17 protein-coding genes are annotated in these 17,091 nt (G+C 64.2%); 7 read left to right on the top strand and 10 right to left on the bottom strand.

What is annotated here, in order from left to right; all coding sequences use genetic code 11:
- Positions 1-43: 43 nt before the first annotated feature.
- From M0209_RS16300 to M0209_RS16280, 5 genes are all read right to left on the bottom strand, one after another.
- A complete protein-coding gene (locus M0209_RS16300; RefSeq protein WP_258889331.1) occupies positions 44-454 on the bottom strand; it encodes a DUF3035 domain-containing protein in 411 nt (136 codons plus the stop codon).
- A complete protein-coding gene (gene lspA / locus M0209_RS16295) occupies positions 447-944 on the bottom strand; it encodes a signal peptidase II (protein WP_258889330.1) in 498 nt (165 codons plus the stop codon). Before lspA ends, M0209_RS16300 begins: the two co-directional genes overlap by 8 nt.
- Positions 941-3,934 carry an isoleucine--tRNA ligase gene (ileS, locus tag M0209_RS16290; RefSeq protein ID WP_258889329.1) on the bottom strand — a complete coding sequence of 998 codons (2,994 nt, stop codon included), beginning with the start codon at positions 3,932-3,934 and terminating at the stop codon, positions 941-943. The genes lspA and ileS overlap by 4 nt, the downstream gene beginning before the upstream one ends.
- 110 nt (positions 3,935-4,044) lie before the next feature.
- Positions 4,045-4,983 (bottom strand): bifunctional riboflavin kinase/FAD synthetase, encoded by a 939-nt coding sequence (locus M0209_RS16285; protein WP_258889328.1) that lies wholly within the window; start codon positions 4,981-4,983, stop codon positions 4,045-4,047.
- Positions 4,984-5,071: 88 nt separating this feature from the next.
- Positions 5,072-5,389 carry a CC_3452 family protein gene (locus M0209_RS16280; RefSeq protein ID WP_258889327.1) on the bottom strand — a complete coding sequence of 106 codons (318 nt, stop codon included), beginning with the start codon at positions 5,387-5,389 and terminating at the stop codon, positions 5,072-5,074.
- 138 nt (positions 5,390-5,527) lie between these two features.
- Here M0209_RS16280 and M0209_RS16275 point away from each other — a divergent pair, with 138 nt between their 5' ends.
- Positions 5,528-6,019: a helix-turn-helix domain-containing protein gene (locus M0209_RS16275; protein ID WP_258889326.1), complete on the top strand. Its 492-nt coding sequence runs from the start codon at positions 5,528-5,530 to the stop codon at positions 6,017-6,019.
- 202 nt (positions 6,020-6,221) lie between these two features.
- On the opposite strand, the gene rpoZ is transcribed toward M0209_RS16275, so the two are convergent.
- On the bottom strand, positions 6,222-6,566 hold the full coding sequence (rpoZ, locus tag M0209_RS16270; protein ID WP_258889325.1) for a DNA-directed RNA polymerase subunit omega: 345 nt from the start codon (positions 6,564-6,566) through the stop codon (positions 6,222-6,224).
- Positions 6,567-6,675: 109 nt separating this feature from the next.
- Between rpoZ and M0209_RS16265 the strand changes: the two genes are divergently transcribed.
- The 3 genes from M0209_RS16265 to M0209_RS16255 all read left to right on the top strand — a co-directional run bounded on the left by M0209_RS16265 (position 6,676) and on the right by M0209_RS16255 (position 10,233).
- Positions 6,676-7,926, top strand: coding sequence for a phosphatidylserine/phosphatidylglycerophosphate/cardiolipin synthase family protein (locus M0209_RS16265; protein ID WP_258889324.1), 1,251 nt, complete (start codon positions 6,676-6,678; stop codon positions 7,924-7,926).
- A complete protein-coding gene (locus tag M0209_RS16260; RefSeq protein WP_258889323.1) occupies positions 7,847-9,130 on the top strand; it encodes an MFS transporter in 1,284 nt (427 codons plus the stop codon). Before M0209_RS16265 ends, M0209_RS16260 begins: the two co-directional genes overlap by 80 nt.
- Positions 9,131-9,351: 221 nt before the next feature.
- A complete protein-coding gene (locus tag M0209_RS16255) occupies positions 9,352-10,233 on the top strand; it encodes a LysR substrate-binding domain-containing protein (protein ID WP_258889322.1) in 882 nt (293 codons plus the stop codon).
- A 930-nt stretch (positions 10,234-11,163) separates the two neighbouring features.
- Here M0209_RS16255 and M0209_RS16250 read toward each other — a convergent pair.
- Positions 11,164-11,610 (bottom strand): peptidylprolyl isomerase, encoded by a 447-nt coding sequence (locus tag M0209_RS16250; RefSeq protein WP_258889321.1) that lies wholly within the window; start codon positions 11,608-11,610, stop codon positions 11,164-11,166.
- A 29-nt stretch (positions 11,611-11,639) separates the two neighbouring features.
- Positions 11,640-12,653, bottom strand: a complete 1,014-nt coding sequence (locus M0209_RS16245) for an LLM class flavin-dependent oxidoreductase (RefSeq protein ID WP_258889320.1) — start codon at positions 12,651-12,653, stop codon at positions 11,640-11,642.
- A 238-nt stretch (positions 12,654-12,891) separates the two neighbouring features.
- On the opposite strand from M0209_RS16245, the gene mgtE reads away from it, so the two are divergent.
- Entirely contained in the window at positions 12,892-14,304 is a 1,413-nt protein-coding gene (mgtE, locus tag M0209_RS16240) for a magnesium transporter (protein WP_258889319.1), read from the top strand.
- Complete coding sequence (locus M0209_RS16235) at positions 14,305-14,694, top strand: DUF1489 family protein (protein ID WP_258889318.1); 390 nt, start codon at positions 14,305-14,307, stop codon at positions 14,692-14,694.
- Here the strand turns inward: M0209_RS16235 and M0209_RS16230 are convergent.
- Complete coding sequence (locus M0209_RS16230) at positions 14,674-15,381, bottom strand: head GIN domain-containing protein (RefSeq protein ID WP_258889317.1); 708 nt, start codon at positions 15,379-15,381, stop codon at positions 14,674-14,676. The two genes, M0209_RS16235 and M0209_RS16230, sit on opposite strands and share 21 nt — an antisense overlap.
- A gap of 41 nt (positions 15,382-15,422) precedes the next feature.
- The gene (locus M0209_RS16225) at positions 15,423-15,950 is read right to left on the bottom strand and encodes a CarD family transcriptional regulator (RefSeq protein ID WP_258889316.1); all 528 of its coding nucleotides are present in this window, start codon (positions 15,948-15,950) and stop codon (positions 15,423-15,425) included.
- Between the two features lie 316 nt (positions 15,951-16,266).
- On the opposite strand from M0209_RS16225, the gene M0209_RS16220 reads away from it, so the two are divergent.
- The gene (locus M0209_RS16220) at positions 16,267-16,896 is read left to right on the top strand and encodes a Panacea domain-containing protein (RefSeq protein WP_258889315.1); all 630 of its coding nucleotides are present in this window, start codon (positions 16,267-16,269) and stop codon (positions 16,894-16,896) included.
- Positions 16,897-17,091 lie beyond the last annotated feature (195 nt).

Genomic DNA, 17,091 nt, shown 5'->3' with positions numbered 1-17,091 from the left:
TTAGCAGGGGACAGTCCCCAAGTGGGGACAGTCCCCGGTCCCTTTAGTTCGGCGTCGTCGCCCGCGCGCCCTGGCCTTCGCTCGCCGGAGCGGCCACGACGTCGCGCGTCGCCGCGCCCTTGTCGACTACGGTCGTGGCGGGGTCGCCGGCGGTCGAGCGGATGCCGGTATCGGCGCGCGCGACGCCTGCCGAAGTCAGCGCGCCCTTTTCAGCCGCACTGCGGTCGGCCGGACCGCCGAACATCGCCTGCAGCGCCAGTGTCGACGAATCGGCCTCTTGCGGGCGCGGGGCACCCGGTACCGGCGGGCGCAGCGCGAAATCGGGCGGCACGACCAGGGGTGCTGCGCGCGCGACGGCCAGCGCGTCAGGCCCGGCGCGGCCGAAAACGCCGCGGTTGCTGCCACAGGCACTAAGCGCAGTGGCGATCAGGAGAACGGGGACCAGTTTACGCATCGGCTTCAACCTTCGGCTTGTCGCGCGCGAGCAGCGCACGGAAAAACAGGATCAATACGCCGATGGTTATAGCGGCATCGGCGATATTGAACACCAGAAAGGGACGAAAGCCCCCGAAATGCAGGTCGGCGAAGTCGACGACATGGCCGAAGCGCACCCGGTCGAGGATATTGCCGAGCGCACCGCCGAGGATGAGGCCGAGGCCGAACACATCTTGCCGGTTCTTCTCGCGCCACATCCACACCGCGACGACGGTGGCGATGAGGCCGGTAAGCGCGGTCAACAACCAGCGCTCGGTCGCAGAATCGGCGACAAGCAGACCGAGCGACACGCCGTAATTTTCGACCCAGGTCAGGTTGAAGAACGGGAGGAGTTCGATCTGGCCGACGGTTTTGAGGTCGAGCGGGACCGTGACGAGCCATTTCACCAGCTGGTCGATGGCGAAGACGAAGGCCGCGAGGGTGAGGCCGAGCGTGCGGTTGGGGGTCATGCCACCACCTCTGCGCAACGCCCGCACAAAGCGCCATCCTCGGTCACTTCGGGCAAATGCCGCCAGCAGCGGCCGCATTTGTGAAACGCGGTAGGACGAACCCTAACGGAAAACTCGGATGTAATATCGGTAATCCATGGTCCGCTCCATGGTTCCCAAATTCGACCGACTTTGTCTTCATCGATTAAGGCAGGTGCAGTCATAAATACTTCTGCCATATCCTCGAACTCAAAAATAGCTGATTTTTGTTTCACCTCAACATTCGCTGCATTTCCAGAGCCGACACGTTTATCTTTTCGGAGTTGCTCGATTGCGTAGTTGCTTGCTCGCCTTGCGACGCGTCGGGTGTTCCAATCTTCACTGGAGGACAAGTCTAGCCATTCGAATTTTACATCCGGCCATTCAAGAAGATGCACACTTCCCAAAGCTGAAAATCTCGTGCCCCACACTTCCTCACTAGTAAAAACTAGAACCGGTGCTGCGTAACGAACCAGCGCATGGAACAAGATGTCGAGCACAGTGCGGTACGCTCGGCGTTTGTGGCTCCCGTGCGGAAGCGCAGGGCCGACGTCGCAATACAACGCATCTTTGCGAATATCGAAGTAGAACTCACCGAGGTCGTTGTTGGCGAAATCGCTGAGCAACCGCGTGTAGCTGTTGAAGTCGAAGTCATCGACCGCCTGCTTCAGCTTGGCATCCATGTCCGCGAGAAGGTGCAGGATGTACCGCTCCAGTTCGGGCATGTCCGCCACCGGCACACGTTCGTCCTCGGAGAACCCCTCCAGCGCGCCCAGCAAATACCGGAAGGTATTCCGCACCTTGCGATACTGGTCGGCCACGCCGCTCAGGATTTCCTTTCCGATGCGGTGGTCCTCGGTAAAATCCACCGACAGCGCCCACAACCGCAAAATGTCCGCGCCGTAATCGCGCATCAGGTCGAGCGGGTTGATGGTGTTGCCGAGCGACTTGGACATTTTCATGCCCTTTTGGTCCATCGTGAACCCGTGCGTCAGCACCGCGTCGTACGGCGCCCGCCCGCGCGTGCCGCAGGACTCCAGCAGCGACGACTGAAACCAGCCGCGATGCTGGTCGGACCCCTCCAGATACAGGTCGGCGGGCCAGCGCATGTCAGGCCATTTGCCGCTTTCGAGCACGAAGGCGTGGGTGCAGCCGCTGTCGAACCACACGTCGAGGATGTCGGTGACCTGTTCGTAATCGGCCACGTCGTAATCGGGGCCGAGCAGCGCGGGCGCGGCCTCCGCGCTCCACCCGTCGACGCCAGCCACGCGGATGGCGTCCACGATCCGCGCGTTGACCGCGGGGTCGGTGAGATACTGGTTGGTGCCCTTTTTCACGAACAGCGTGATCGGCACGCCCCAGGCACGCTGGCGGCTGATCACCCAGTCGGGGCGGCCCTCGACCATGCTGCCAATGCGGTTACGGCCCTTTTCGGGGACGAAGCGGGTGGCGGCGATGGCGGACAGGGCGGTCTGGCGGAGCGATGAACCCTCTCCACCTTGTGGAGAGGGCGACTGCGTAGCAGTCGGGAGAGGCACGCCCGCCTCCACGTCATTCCTCTCCCGGCTCGCTTCGCTCCCCGCCCTCTCCACGAAGTGGAGAGGGTTCAGCGGCGCATCCACTGGAATAAACCACTGCGGCGTCGCGCGGAAGATCACCTTGGCCTTCGACCGCCAACTGTGCGGATAGCTGTGCTTGTAATCCGACGACGCCGCGAGCAGCGCACCCGCCGCGCGCAGGTCTTCGCAGATCGGGCCGTCAGGTGCTGTAAACTTGGCGTTGATGACGCTCCCCTGCCCGCCGAGCCATGCCCAGTCGGCGCGATACTTCCCGTCGCCCTCGACCGCGAACACCGCATCAATGCCGTTGGCCTTGCACAGGTCGAAATCGTCCTCGCCATGATCGGGTGCCATATGGACGAGGCCGGTGCCCTGTTCGGTCGTGACGAAATCGCCGGGCAGGAACGGGCGCGGCTTGGCAAAGAACCCGCCGAGATGGTGCATCGGATGGCGGGCGATGGTTCCGGCGAGGTCGGAGCCCATAAGCCGAAACCAATTTTTTTGTTTAGCTGGCGGAAACGTCCACGTCTCTTCATCCGCGCCACTAGCTATTGCCCGACTCGCAAGCTGCTTCACTAGGTACTCTGCCAGAACATAACGCCGCCCACCGGCTTGGATCACCACATACTCAACCTCCGGCCCATAAGCCAAAGCCTGGTTCACCGGGATCGTCCACGGTGTCGTCGTCCAGATCACCGCGTGTGCGCCGACCAGTTCGGAGATCGGCGATTCCACAATCTCGAACGTCACATCGATCTGCGTCGAGATGATGTCCTCATATTCGACCTCGGCTTCGGCCAGCGCGGTCTTTTCGACGGGGGACCACATCACCGGCTTGGCCCCGCGATACAGCTGGCCGCGGGTTGCGAATTTCATCAGTTCCTGGACGATCGTCGCCTCGGCGTCGGCATCCATCGTCAGATAGGGATGGTCCCAGTCGCCGTTGATGCCCAGCCGCTTGAGCTGTTCGCGCTGCGTATCGACCCACCCCTGTGCGTACGCGCGGCATTCGGCGCGGAATTCTTGAGCCGGCACCTCATCCTTGTTCAGCTTTTTCTTGCGATACGCCTCCTCGACTTTCCATTCGATGGGCAGGCCGTGGCAGTCCCAGCCGGGCACGTACGGCGCATCCTTGCCGAGCAGATTCTGCGTCCGGCACACCATGTCCTTCAGGATATGGTTGAGCGCATGGCCGATGTGCATGTCGCCATTGGCATAGGGCGGGCCGTCGTGGAGGATGAACTTCTCGCGCCCCGCGCGCGCGGCGCGGAGTTGCTGATACGCGCCGTCGGCCTGCCATTTGGCGAGGATGCCAGGTTCCTTTTGCGGCAGTCCCGCCTTCATCGGGAAATCGGTCTTCGGCAGGAAGACGGTGTCGCGGTAATCGCGTGTCGTTTCGGGGGTGTCGGTCATGCTGTGGGGGCGGTTAGCGGCTTAGGGACATAATTCCAACCGTCGCCCCGGACTTGATCCGGGGCTTGGCTTCTTCTTGGTCGGCTGTGACGAAGAAGCCTAGGCCCGGATCAAGTCCGGGCTGACGACAAAAGGAGATTGCGCGCCGCCCCGCAATCCTTCTCCATCTGCGCGGTCAGCGCGTCCAGGCTGTCGAACTTCGCCTCGGGCCGGATGAAGGCGTGCAACTCGACCTCGATCTCCTGCCCGTACAAATCGCCTGCAAAGTCGAAGAAATAGGGTTCGAGCAACTCCTTGGGCGGGTCGAACGTCGGACGCACGCCGAGATTCGCGGCACCGTCCAACACCCGTCCATCCGCCAGCCGCCCGCGCACCGCGTAGATCCCGTAACGCGGGCGCAGATAGTCGCCCATGTCCACATTCGCGGTCGGAAAACCGATGGTGCGGCCCAGCTTGTCGCCGTGCTGCACCCGGCCCCGGATGGCGAAAGGCCGGGTCAGCAGGTGCGTCGCCGTGGGGCAATCGCCCGCCTGCAACGCCGCCCGGATGCGGCTCGACGAGATGGTCTCGCCGTCCTCGTCGACCGGTCCGACGGTCTCGACGGTCAGGCCGTGCGCGCCGCCGGTCTCCGCCAGCACCGCCGTGTTACCGCCGCGTCCCTTGCCGAAAGTGAAGTCCTCGCCGGTGACCACCCCCGTCGCGCCTGCGCGCGCGATCAGCCGGTCGGTGATGAAATCCGCCGCGCTGACCCCCGCCAGCTCCCCGTCGAAGCGGAACACCAGCATCACGTCCGCCCCGGCCCCGGCGAACAGGTGCTGGCGCTGGTCGAGGCTGGTCAGGCGGAACGGCGGCGCGTCGGGCACGAAATAGCTGACGGGGTGCGGGTCGAACGTCGCGACGATGGCCGGAACCCCGCGCGATCTCGCCAGCGCCACCGCGCGCCCGACCACGGCCTGATGCCCGCGATGGAATCCGTCGAAATTGCCAAGCGCGACGATGCCGCCGCGCAAAGGGCCTTCGACCGTTTCATCCCCGCGCAACCGCTGCATGGGAGCCGCCTATAAAGAAAGCGGGGCCGCGACAATGGTCGCGACCCCGCAAGACGGCGCACTCAGGGAAGGAAGCGCGCCGGAACGATCAGGCCTTGGCCTTGGCGTTGCACTTGGCGAGCGCGGCATCGTCGAAATTATTGGTGCCGACGGTGAAGCTTTCGAGCTTGCCGAACTTCTTGGCGGTCTGTTCGCACACGATGGCCGGACGCGAGGTCGCCTTCGACGTGGTGCATCCCGCAGTGCCGCAATTCCACAGCGTTTCGCCGATGACGACATTGTCGGCGACGGCCAGTTTCACGACCGGGACGGCGCGATAGGTCGGCGTCTGGGCCGAAGCGGGCAGCGAAACGCCGAGCGAAAGTGCGGCGGCAGCGAGTGAAATCAGGGTGTTGGAACGGAACATGGGGAGGTCCTTTCATTTCCAGTTGCGAATCACTACTTACTCCGTTAGATTTTAAGTTGCAACCAAAAACTGTTGCGGCACTGCAATATTTTTTGGCTGTTGGTGTCGCGGCAAAATTACGATAGGTTTCAAGGCGCTATGGGACATCTGAAAGAAAATCTGCGCGAACTCGCCGATTGCGCGCTGCCGGCTGCGCTCGAGGCGATGGGCGAGCGCTGGTCGTTCCTGATCTTGCGCGCCTCATTCAACGGCCTGCACCATTTCGAGGAATTCCAGTCGACGCTGGGGATCGCCCGCAACATCCTGGCCAACCGGCTGGGACGGCTGGTCGATCACGGCATCCTGTCGCGCGAAGCGATGGCGGACGACCGGCGCAAGGTGGAATACCGGCTGACGCAAAAGGGCGCCGAGCTGCTTCCCGCGATGCTGGCGCTGCGCCAATGGGGCGAAAAATGGGAATCGGGCGTCCCCTCGACGCCGGTGCTCGTCGACCTGCGCGACCACCAGCCGATCCGCAAAATAGACATCTTGTCGCACGATGGCCGTATCCTCGACCTTCACGACCTGTGCTGGGCACATGCCGAGGACGTGAAGCCGCTGGAGGCGGTGAAGCTGAAGGCTGTCGCGTAGGGCGGGCACGGATTAGCGGCGCTAATCCGCCCTCGCGCAAGCGCGGCCAGCGGCTGCAAGCCGACTGACGACGTGGCTTTGCCACGGCGGTATTTTCAGGAGATAATAACGCGTCGCGGCAAAGCCGCGCCGTCGGTCGGAACCTTCGGTCCGCCGTCCGGACGGTAGCGTCTGCAGGAATAGCTTGCGCTATTCCAGCGCGCTATCCGTCGTAATCCGCGCCAAGGTTCTGATTCCTGGGAGGCGCAGCCGCAGTCAGGCGCAGCGCTTCGGCCGACTGGCTCAGCGAGCCCATCTCGTCGACAGCGTCGTCGTCGTCGACCTGAACCTTTTGCAGGTTGCCGATCAGCGCTTCCATCAGTTCGGTGGGCATGACGGTTTCTTCGGCGATTTCGCGCAAGGCCACGACCGGGTTTTTATCACGGTCGCGGTCGAGGGTCAGCTCAGCCCCGCCCGAAATCTGCCGCGCGCGCTGCGCCGACAGCAGGACGAGATCGAATCGGTTGGGAATCTTGTCGACGCAATCTTCGACTGTGACGCGCGCCATCGGCTGAAATCCTCGAGGTCTGGGTGATGCAGGAAAGCGCGAGCGCCTAGCAGCGGCGGTGCCGAAACGCAACCTTGTCAAGCGCGACCCGAGCCGCGACAGCCGTCCGGTGACCATCCGCCATACCATCGACGGCAACACCCTGACCGTGCTGGTGCGCGGGACGGCGCGGCTCGACGCGCTGATCGCGCTGATCGAGGGCGCGCGGACGTCGCTGCGCCTGCTCTATTACATCTTCGCCGAGGACAGTGCCGGAACGCGGGTGCGCGAGGCGATGATCGATGCCGCCAACCGGGGCGTCGCAGTCCGCCTGATCGTCGACGGGTTCGGCAGCGACACGACTGGCGACGACGCATTTCTAGCTCCGCTCAAGGAAGCAGGGGTGGATGTGTGCGCGTTCATTCCGCGATTCGGTCGGCGTTATCTGCTCCGCAACCACCAGAAAATGGCGCTGGCCGACGATGGCCGCGCGCTGATCGGCGGGTTCAACGTCGCCGATGCCTATTTCGCCGATGAAGGCGCGACGGCATGGCGCGATCTGGGGCTGCGAATCGACGGTCCGGCAGCCGAACGGCTGACCGGCTATTTCGATACGCTGTTCGACTGGACCCACACGCCGAAAGCAAAGATGCGCGATTTGCGCGCGGCGCTCGCCGCGTGGAGCAATCCGCAAGGGGCCGTACGCTGGCTTCACGGCGGGCCGGTCCGCCGCCTGTCGCCCTGGCTGCGCGCGATGCGGGACGATCTGCTCCGCGCGACCGACGCCTCGCTGGTCGCCGCCTATTTCGCGCCGACGCCGCGCTTCACCCGCCTGATCGACCGGGTAGCGAAGCGGGGCAAGGCGCGGGTGGTGACGGCGGGCAAGACCGACAACGCAACGACCATCGGTGCGGCGCGCTTCACCTTTCCCGGCCTATTGCGAAAAGGGACGCGGGTGTTCGAATACGCCCCGTGCCGCCTCCACACCAAACTCTATGTGATCGACGATATCGTCCATATCGGCAGCGCCAATTTCGACCCGCGCAGCCTGTTCCTCAACCTCGAGATCATGTTGCGGATCGACGATGCCGGCTTTGCGGCGGCGATGCGCGGCTATGTCGATGGCGAGGTCGCGGCGTCGCGCGAACGGCGGCTGGCCGAATTCAGCGGGATCGCCAGCGTCCCCGACCGGGTCCGCAACGCCCTGTGCTATTTCCTCGTCGCCATCCTCGACCCCAATGTGACGCGCAGCTTCATATCGGGGTCGACTAACGCGCCCGCCCGCGCCTATCGCCGGACCCATGCAATTTCCCGCGCGCCCCAAACTCGACCGCGATTTCGCGCTGCTGTTCATGGTCATGCTGGTCATCGGTGCCGGTAATACGGCGCTACAGTCGGTGATGCCCGCCATCGGCCGCTCGCTGAAGATTCCCGACAGCGTCATTGCGGTCGCGTTTTCGGTGTCGGCGCTGGTCTGGGTGATTGCCGCGCCGATCTGGGCACGCAAATCGGACCAGACCGGGCGGCGGCGGATGGTGTTGACCGGTCTTGCCGGCTTTTCGGTGTCGGTGCTGCTGTGTGCGATTTCGCTGACGATCGGTATCCATGGCCTGATCGGGCCGATCACGACGATTGCCGCCTTCGTCGGGGCACGCATGATCTACGGACTGTTCGGGGCTGCCGCTCCCCCGGCTGCGCAAGCCATTTTGGCGTCGCGGACGACGCGCGAGGAGCGGACCAAGGCCCTGACCCTGCTCGCCTCGGCCTTCGGACTGGGCACGATCCTGGGTCCGGCGCTGGCACCGTTCTTCGTCCTGCCGGGCGTCGGCCTTGCGGGGCCCGCCTATTTCTTCGCGACCTGTGGGTTTGTCGTGCTGACGACGACATGGATCATGCTGCCCAATGATGCGCCGGGGAGCACGGCCAAAGGGGCGGCGACCAGCTACCCTTCCATCGGCGGCAATTTGACGGGCGCGAGTGTCACGGCGGCGGTTTCCGAACCCTCGAACGCGATGCTCAAATTGACCGATTCGCGGATCTGGCCGTGGATGCTGGTAGGACTGGTGATGGGCCATGCCCAGGCGATGGCGGGGCAGGCGATGGGCTTTCTCGTCCTCGATCGGCTCGCGATCGATCCGGTGCTGGGCCAACAGGCGGTCGGCGTCGTGCTGATGACCGGCGCGTTCGCCGCGCTGCTCGTGCAATGGGGCCTGATCCCGCTGCTCGACATGAAGCCGCGCGCGCTGGTCATTACGGGGCTGGCGCTGGGGGCAGCGGGCTGCCTGATTATCAGCGCATCGACGACTCTCTATGGGCTTGCCGTCGCGTTCGGGCTGACCTCGGCGGGATTCGGCTTTGCCCGGCCCGGCTATACCGCCGGATCGTCGCTGGCCGTGGGTCCCGAGTTGCAAGGCGCGGTGGCGGGGCGGGTGACGTCGGTCAACGGCGCGTCGTTCGTGCTGGGGCCGTCGATCGGCATCGGCATGTACGAAATCTGGCGGCCATTGCCCTATCTGGCGGCGGCAACGATGTCGGTCGCGCTGATGATCTACGCCATTTTGCGGCTGCAAAGGCGCGAAGCATAAAAAAAGGGCCCGGTCGTTGCCGACCGGGCCTTGAAAGTTTTTAGGAGAGGATGCCTGAAAGGCCTGTTCTATGTGCAGTGCAGCATAACCTTTCGCAAGTGCGAAAAGAATAATCGAGGTTGCGTTGATTGCATCTTGCAACTTTCACCTGTGTAAGGCTCAATGGACATGGTGCAGCGCGGCATAATCCGGCGCTGCCAGTAGGAATGGGAGCAAGGACGATGCGACGTCTGCCATCGCTGTCAGGAGTCGAAGCGTTCGTTGCGGTCGCGCGCACCGGATCGGTCAAGGCCGCTGCCGAGGAACTGTCGCTGTCGTCGCCCGCGCTCAGCCGCCGGTTGCAGTCGCTCGAGCGCTTCATCGGCAAGCCGCTGTTCGAACGGCGGCACCATGCGCTGGCGATGAACGCCGATGGCGACCGTCTGCTGGCACTCGTCGCTCCTGCCATCGACCAGCTGTCCGACGCCATCGAGACGATTGCCGGAATCGGCGGAATCATGCGGTTGCGGCTCGGCGTGCTGCCGCTGTTCGCCTCGCAGCAGCTGATGCCGCGTCTGCCCGAACTGCGCGCGGCGCATCCCTCGCTCCATCTCGACATCGATACCGGCGGCCACGCCACCGCGCGGCTGGGCGACGGCATCGATGCCGCGATCGTGCTGGCCCGCGAGATCGAACCGGCGCTTTACGCCAAGCGGCTCGACCGCAACGAGGTTTTCGCCATTGCGTCGAACGACCTGTCGGTCGACGGCGCACCGCTGACCGATCCCGGACAGCTGACCGGCGTTACGGTGTTCCTGCACCGCGACATGCCCGACACCTATGAGGAATGGCGCAAGGCCGCCGGGCTGAAGACGATCGAGCCCGCCGCCATCGACCTGTTCGATTCGGGACAGTTGATGCTCGACGCGGCCGCGCAGGGGCTGGGCGTCGCCTTCATGCACGGCAGCCATTTGTCGAGCGCGCAGGACCCGCGCCTGACCCGGGTATTCGATGTCGAGGTCGAAAGCCCCTACAGCTACTGGTTCGTCTGCCGCCCCCGCGCGCTGGAAACGCGCCCGGTAAAGCTGTTCCACGACTGGCTGGTGGGGGCGATGGCGGCATAGTTCCGCTCGCAATGCTCTGATCCTTCCTTTGTGCCTTCGTGGGCTTCGTGTGAACGCACTGCGCGCTGTCGCAACAGGTACGCGGCGAAAGCGAAGGGCTTCGACAAGCTCAGCCAAGTCGGGTTGAGAGCCTGTCCCCCCAACCGACTTGGCTGAGCTTGTCGAAGCCCCTTCTTGCTGAAATCTCCAACATCGACAGACACACGCCTCCCTCCGCAGCTACCCCGCGCGAAATTGCGGCCGGCGCGTCCTGCCACGGGCATCCGGGCGGGACGCTTGTTTTAGGGGCAAGCATCCCCGTCTAGGCACTTGGGAGAGTGCCGTGTCGTCGCTGGTCCTGCCTCGTCATGAAATGTGGCGACGTCGGCATGTCGATCCTGACCCCGCTGCCCGCACCATGAGGGGTGCGAGGGTCGAACGACCGGCGCAGTCCCGCACGCGGCGGGACCGACGACCGGCAAGCCTCCCCCTGAAAGGAGCGGCCTGGCCGTGCCGGACGTCCAGCGGGCGTTGCGGTTGACCGAACGGCTGGACCGGTGACGATCCGGCGACGATGCATCGGTTTGAAACCGGATGACTCCGCGCCGGCCGCATGTCGCAGACAGAGCCGAAGCCCCGCCCGCGCATCCCGGCCGCCACGCTGCGCGGGCGTTTAGGCCGAGACCGGGTTCTGATAACCGATCTGGTTATGTCTGTCAAGAACAAATTAAGAACATTATCACATGACGGAGCGCGTGGCGTTCGGGCGGCACAACGTCGCGCGCAGCGCCCCAATCCCTTCTTCCTTTGAGCCTTCGTGAGCTTCGTGCGAACCGTCGTCTCACGTTCTCCGCCGCGTACCGGTCGCGACAGTGTGCCGTTTGTTCACACGAAGCTCACGAAGGCACAAAGGAAGATATAAGAAGAAAAGCGGGCTGATGCCTGCGGCGCTTAGCCCACCGTTGCCTTCACGATTTTCCCCGGCGTGCGCGGCGGCTCGCCCTTGGGCAGCGCGTCGACATGGTCCATGCCCGAGGTCACTTCGCCCCAGACGGTGTACTGGCCGTCAAGGAAGGTCGCATCGTCGAGGCAGATGAAGAACTGGCTATTCGCCGTGTGCGGCTGGTTAGTCCGCGCCATCGAACAAATGCCGCGCTTGTGCGGCTCGCGGCTGAATTCGGCCTTGAGATCGGGGAGCTTCGACCCACTCATGCCGGTGCCGGTCGGGTCGCCACCCTGGGCCATGAAGCCGGCGATCACGCGGTGGAACACCACGCCGTCGTAGAACCCTTCGTTCGCCAGCGTCGTGATGCGCTCGACATGGCCGGGGGCGAGGTCGGGACGCAGCTTGATCGTCACATCGCCGGTGTCGAGCGTCAGGGTCAGGGTGTCGGCCATAAGTTGTCCTTTCGAAATTTGCCCGCGCCTTACGCAGCCTCGGCCAATCCTGCCAGCCCATATTCGGCGGCGAGCAGCGCATAGCTGCGGACGCGCGCTGCGTGGTCGGGCAGGATGTTGACGAGCATCAGTTCGTCCGCACCGTAGAGCGCCGCGACTTCGTCGAGTTGCGCGCGGACTTCGCCGGGCGACCCGAGCGCACGGCGGCGGCGGTGCGCAGGTGGCGGGGCGGTCGCCGCCCATGCCTCGGCACGCTCGACCGAAGGTACCGCGATCAGCTCGCCGCGCAACAGGTGCGCGAACATCATCTGCGAAGGCAGCGCCAGCCGCTCGGCCTCGGCACGGGTCGGGGCGGCAATCGTCCAGGTCGCGACCATGACATGCGGGACCGCGATCCGCCCGGGCCTGAACCGTGCCCGGTAGAGATCGGCAAGCGGCACCCCGTCCGAATTGATGAAATCGGCAATGCAATAGGGGAGGCCTGCCTCTGCGGCCCAGATTGCCGAATCGGTCGAGGAACCAAGCAGCCAGACTTCGGGGCTTCCCCCGCCTGTCGGCAGCGTGTCCTGCAACCCCGCAAACGGGTGATCGGCGGGCATCGTGCCGTCGAGATAGGCGATGGTTTCGGCGAGGTTGTTCGGGAAATCGTCGACCGGCATCCGCCGCGAGCGGTCGCGCTGGAGCGCGAACGCGGTGCGCTGGTCGCTGCCCGGCGCGCGGCCGAGCCCGAGATCGATCCGACCCGGCGCGAGCGCCGACAGCAGCGCAAAGGTCTCGGCGACTTTGAACGGCGAATAATGCGGCAGCATGATCCCGCCCGACCCGACCCTGATCCGCGACGTCGCGAGCGCCACCGGCCCGATCAGCGCCTCGGGCGCAGCCCCCGCCAATCCCGGCGAGGCATGATGTTCGGCGAGCCAGTAGCGGTCGTAGCCGAGCGTATCGCTCTGCCGCGCGAGATCGAGCGTGTTGGCGAGCGCATCGGCAGCCGTGCTGCCTTCGGCAATGGGCGACTGGTCGAGGACGGAGAGGCGGTACGGCATCAAGCCAAGATAAGGTCGTGCGGCGCGATTGCGAGAGACCAAACCCTCTTCGCTTCGCGGAGAGGGCGATGCGAAGCATCGGGAGAGGCACGCCCCGTCGCCGCATCATCCCTCTCCCGGCTCCGCTGGCGCTCCGCCGCCCTCTCCACAAAGTGGAGAGGGTTTGTGCGGCAGGTCTTGACCCTTGCGCGAAAACCCGCAGACGGGCGGGGTTGGCGCATCAGAGGAGGTCACAGCGATGAGCGAAGCCGATCTCCGCCAAGACACCCGCGACGACGCCGCCCCCGACACCCGGATGGACGAGGACGACCGGCTGCGGCCCGATTTCGTTCGCGAGGTGATTGCGCGCGTCGATGCGGGCGATGACGAGGGCGCGCGGCATCTCGTCTCGCCGCTGCACCCCGCCGATCTCGCCGACCTCTTCGAACTCGCGCCCGAGGACCGGCGCGGCGCGATGGCGGCGGCGTTCGGCGACCTGCTCGACGGCGACGTGCTTGCCGAAATGAACGATCACGTCCGCGAGGGCATGATCGACCAGCTCGAGCCGCATCAGGTGGCCGATATCGCCGCCGAGCTCGATACCGACGATGCCGTCGCGATCATCGAGGACATGGACGATGCCGATCAGGCCGCCGTCCTGCGCGCGCTCGACCCCGACGACCGCGCCGCGATCGAAGCCGCGCTGTCCTACCCCGAGGAGTCCGCCGGCCGGTTGATGCAGCGCGACCTGGTCGCGGTGCCCGAGCACTGGAGCGTCGGCCAGACCATCGACTGGCTGCGCGACAATGCCGACCTGACCACCGATTTCTGGGAAATCTTTGTCGTCGATCCGGCGCACAAGCCCATCGGCACGTGCCAGCTGTCGTGGATTCTCCGCACCCCGCGCAGCGTCGCGATTGCCGATGTGATGAAGCGCGAACAGACGCTGATCCCGGTCGATATGGATCAGGAAGAGGTGGCACTCCGCTTCCAGAAATACGCGCTGATCTCCGCTGCCGTCGTCGATGGCGACGGGCGGCTGGCGGGCATGATCACCGTCGACGATATCGTGCACGTCATCCAGCAGGAGGCCGGCGAGGACATCCTGCGCCTGTCGGGCGCGGGCGACGGCGACATCAACGAACCGATCCTGATGACGGTGCGGACGCGGCTGACCTGGCTGGTGGTCAACCTGGGCACCGCCATCCTTGCCGCGTCGGTCGTCGGGTTCTTTCAGGGCGAGATCGCGAAATTCGCGCTGCTCGCGGTGTTGATGCCGATCGTCTCGGGGATGGGCGGCAATGCGGGGACGCAGACGCTCGCCGTGGTCGTACGCGCGCTGGCGACCAACCAGCTGACCAGTTCGAACACACGCCGGATGATCCTGCGCGAATTCCGCATCGCGCTCGCCAATGGCAGCGCGCTGGGGCTGATGATCGGCTATGCGGTCGCGCTGATTTTCGGCAATCCGATGCTGGGGCTGGTGATCGGTTCCGCAATGGTCATCAACAATCTGGTCGCGGGCTTGTCGGGCATTCTCGTGCCGGTGACGCTCGAAAAATTCGAGGTCGATCCGGCGGTGTCGTCGGCGGTTTTCGTGACGATGATGACCGACGTGATGGGCTTTTTCAGTTTTCTGGGGCTGGCGTCGCTGGCGGGGCTGGCAGGTTAGATGCTTCACCTGACCAAGGTCGCGTTCGGGGCGACGTCGATCGACCAGTTGCTCGGCTGGTGGGCCGACCGGGGACCGCAAGCGCGGCTGACGACGCGCTACAAGCCCAAACGCGCCGACGAGCTGGTCGGCGGATCGCTGTTCTGGATTTTGAAGCACCAGCTGGTCGCGCGCACCGAAATCCTGGGGTTCGAGGAAGCCGAAGCGGGCAAGACCAATATCGTGGTCAGCACCGGCATCGTCCGCGTGCGCCCGATCCCGCGCCGCGCGCATCAGGGCTGGCGCTATCTGGAAAATGCCGATGCGCCGCGCGATCTGGTTTCGGGCGACGGAGCGGACGAACTGCCGCCGCACCTCGTCGGCGATTTGTCAGCGCTGGGGCTGATCTGACCCGCAAGCGACGGTGCCGCTACCGATATTTTTGACCGTGCAGGCAGGCTTGCCGAGAACCGTGACCGTCCCGCTGCCGGTCATCGTCACATTGGCGGCGCGTTTCACCGCGACCGTCACCACACCCGCGCTCTCGCTGGTCAACGTCAGGTCGGACACGGCAAGCTTGCCTGCGTCGAACGTCCCCGCCCCGCGCGCCGTCGCGTTCAGTGTGGCGACGGTACCGCTGACGACCAGCGTCCCCGATCCGAGCGTGGCGAGCTCCATCCGGTCGGCAGAGACATTGGCGATGCTCAGCGCGCCCGGCCCCTCGAGCGAGGCAGCAACGCGCAAGCCCTTCAACCGGTCGACCGACACCTTGGCCGGACCGCTGACCCAGATATTGGCGAGCGACGGCACGGTGAGACGGATGGTCGCCGCTGTCGGCACCTGCCCGGGATAGCCGCCCCAGCTCGACCGGTTGCGGCGGATGTTCAGCTGTCGCCCCTGCACTTCGACGCTCACCGCTTCAATGGCGGCTTGTGTGCCGCTGATCCGGCCCGAGGTCGCGGTACCGGTGCGGATTTCGACGACGAAGCTGCCGTCGATGCGGACGCGGTCGAAATCGGTCAGCGACAGCGACCGATCGGCTGCGGCGGCAAAAGCGGGCGCGGCGCACAGCAGCAAAAAAGGCAGGGCGAACCGCATCGGTCCCCCCTGCCCTTCATGACCCTTAGGGGCAAGCGGCGTTAAGCCGCCTTGTTGTAGATCGCCGCCGAGGCGCGCAGGATTTCGAGCAGCTTTTCGAGCGCCTTGGGCTCGTCGAGCTGTTCCATCGCCGCGAGTTCGCGCGCGAGGCGCGAGGCGGCAGCTTCGAAAATCTGGCGTTCGGAATAGCTCTGCTCGGGCTGGTCTTCGGCGCGGAACAGGTCGCGGACCACTTCGGCAATCGACACCAGGTCGCCCGAATTGATCTTCGCTTCATATTCCTGCGCGCGGCGCGACCACATGGTGCGTTTGACCTTGGGCTTGCCCTTGAGCGTCGCCAGCGCCTCGCGCATCGTCTTGTCCGACGACAGCTTGCGCATGCCCACGCTTTCGGCCTTGTTGGTCGGCACGCGGAGCGTCATGCGCTCTTTCTCGAAGCGCAGCACATAGAGTTCGAGCGCCATGCCGGCGATCTCGGATTTCTGCAGCTCGACGACGCGCCCGACGCCGTGCTTGGGGTAAACGACATAATCGCCGACGTCGAAAAGCAGCACAGGTGCAGCGGCCATTTTTATCCTTTCGAATCGGACCATCGGGATGCAGGGCGGCTTCGCAGGCCGCAGCATTGCGGCACGGTCAAAACGGCGGTGCGGGGATGGCTCCGGTTGTGCGTTCCCACGCGGACACGGGAGCATGTCCGCCTGTTGGACCCGGTGTTTAACAGATTCGCAACAAAATTACCAGCTTTTGTCACATAGCGATTGTGCCGCCGTGGATCAGTCGCATTTGGCCACCGGCCTTCGCTAAGTGATTGAATTGAGAATCACAATTCTCCAACAACAACAAAGGCTTGACATTCTTGTTCTGTTCCGCCACTAAGACAGTGTGACTTATGCAGTGCCTATGCAGTTTGATCGCGCCAAACTCGAGGCGGTGATCCTGTACACCTGTCAGAAGTGCCCCCCAAGCCGACTTGGCGCGGTTAAGCTTCACAAAGTCCTGTATTTTTTCGACATGCTTCGTTTTGCTGAATCGGGCACTCCGGCAACCGGAGCAACGTACCGCAAACGCCCGCATGGTCCGACTTGTGACCAGTTGTTGCCCACGCTCAGAGAGCTTGAGCGTAGCAGTGCGATTTCGATCGAACAGGTCAATTATCACGGGTTCAGAAAGAACGAATATACGGCGATCACTAAGCCAGAGATGGAAAGACTTAACGAGGCAGAGGTGTCACTGCTCGACGATGTCGTTGATTTTGTGTGCTTTCAAAACAGTGCGCGCACGATCAGTGAGTTTAGTCATCAGCGCCCTTGGGAATCGGTCGAATTCGGTGCCGAGATTCCATATGAATCGGCATTCCTGCTTTTTCCGACGGACGTTTCTCCTGAGGCGTTTGATCGGATCGAACGAGGGTTAAGCGACAGTGAAGCGACGCGACCGAGCGGAGACACCTTGGGTTCTGGAACCCTCGCCGCTTTTCGAAGCCGCGTTCTTTCGTCGCTTGGGAAACACTGACCCCGAGGGTGGACTCGACGCAATTGCCATCTTTGAGCGGATTGCTAGCCGCAATCCGAGAGAAGCGGGCCAACCGCATCCGGCCATTGAGGGAATGTGGGTCTACGAAGGCCCGCCAATTGCCCGCCTGCCGACGATAGTTATCGGATACACCATTGATGATGACGCCGGTATCGTGCGGCTGCACAACTTGGA

This window comes from Sphingomonas sp. SUN039 (assembly GCF_024758725.1).
Classification (GTDB): domain Bacteria; phylum Pseudomonadota; class Alphaproteobacteria; order Sphingomonadales; family Sphingomonadaceae; genus Sphingomonas_O.
Note: the sequence above shows the minus strand (reverse complement) of the source record. Positions and strands in the feature narration are given on the sequence as shown.